Genomic DNA, 859 nt, shown 5'->3' with positions numbered 1-859 from the left:
GTGGCGATCTTTGCCCCTCCATACATCGCGCGCGCACTTGGCAGCATTTCACCCCGCTTCGAGCATAAAGCCTCAAGGGGTTGTCCCAAGAATCTCTAGCCTTGCGCGCCGGATAGCGCGCTCCTGCTTCCCTGCTGTAACCCCATAGCCCAATATTTGGGCCTTTAGCATTGTCGCTTGAATTGCCGCGTTTGCTTGGGGAGGGTCTGCCATAAGGGCCTTTACCCTTGCCCCTTCGATCTCCTGAAGCAAAACTGTAATAAGGTTATCTCTGGGATTGGCTGGGGGCATCTTCAATTCGGCCACCCGTGCCTTAATGTCAGCGCGCCTAGCCAGCCTGCCAGCCGCCTGCCTGTCCCCGCTAAACCCAGCCGAAAGGTAAGCATCTAGCTGGGTGTCCCCTTCAGCCAGCGCACGCGCGAAGGCCTCAAGGCAGTTTGGCTTAAGGGCAACTATGTTGCCATTTGTTGCCATTGCCCTACCACCGCACACCTAGCCCACGCCGCACGATATGAGGCGCATGGGCAATGATGGCTAGATAGGCGCGTGTTGCCCGGCTGGGGACGGTCCCTCGCTCCCATGATCGAACGCTATCGACTGACAGGCCGTAGATTGAGGCGAAGTCCTCACGCGATAGGCCTTCACGCTCCCGAAGCGCTTTGACGTCTATTGCATCGGGGACTTGTGCCGATCCTAGCGCCTCAAGGATTGGCGTCCGATTCTCAGACTTCCAAGGCAGGCGACGCAACAAGCGGTGGTCATTGACCCGGTAAAGCCTGCGCCCGTGGGCATGGCCATTGCGGACAGGCGAAACTTGACCAGTTTGGACTTGGTTTTGCGACATGATTAGCCCCCAGGA

The 859-nt window shown here is 58.2% G+C and carries 1 protein-coding gene; it reads right to left on the bottom strand.

The features are described 5' to 3' along the window. Positions 1-478: 478 nt before the first annotated feature. A partial coding sequence (locus B7364_RS00005; protein ID WP_232780756.1) for a helix-turn-helix domain-containing protein occupies positions 479-859 on the bottom strand: 381 nt, incomplete at its 5' end.

Source organism: Aquidulcibacter paucihalophilus (assembly GCF_002105465.1).
Lineage (GTDB): Bacteria > Pseudomonadota > Alphaproteobacteria > Caulobacterales > Aquidulcibacteraceae > Aquidulcibacter > Aquidulcibacter paucihalophilus.
The sequence above is the reverse complement of the archived record's forward strand: the minus strand, read 5'-3'. Positions and strand labels throughout refer to the sequence as shown.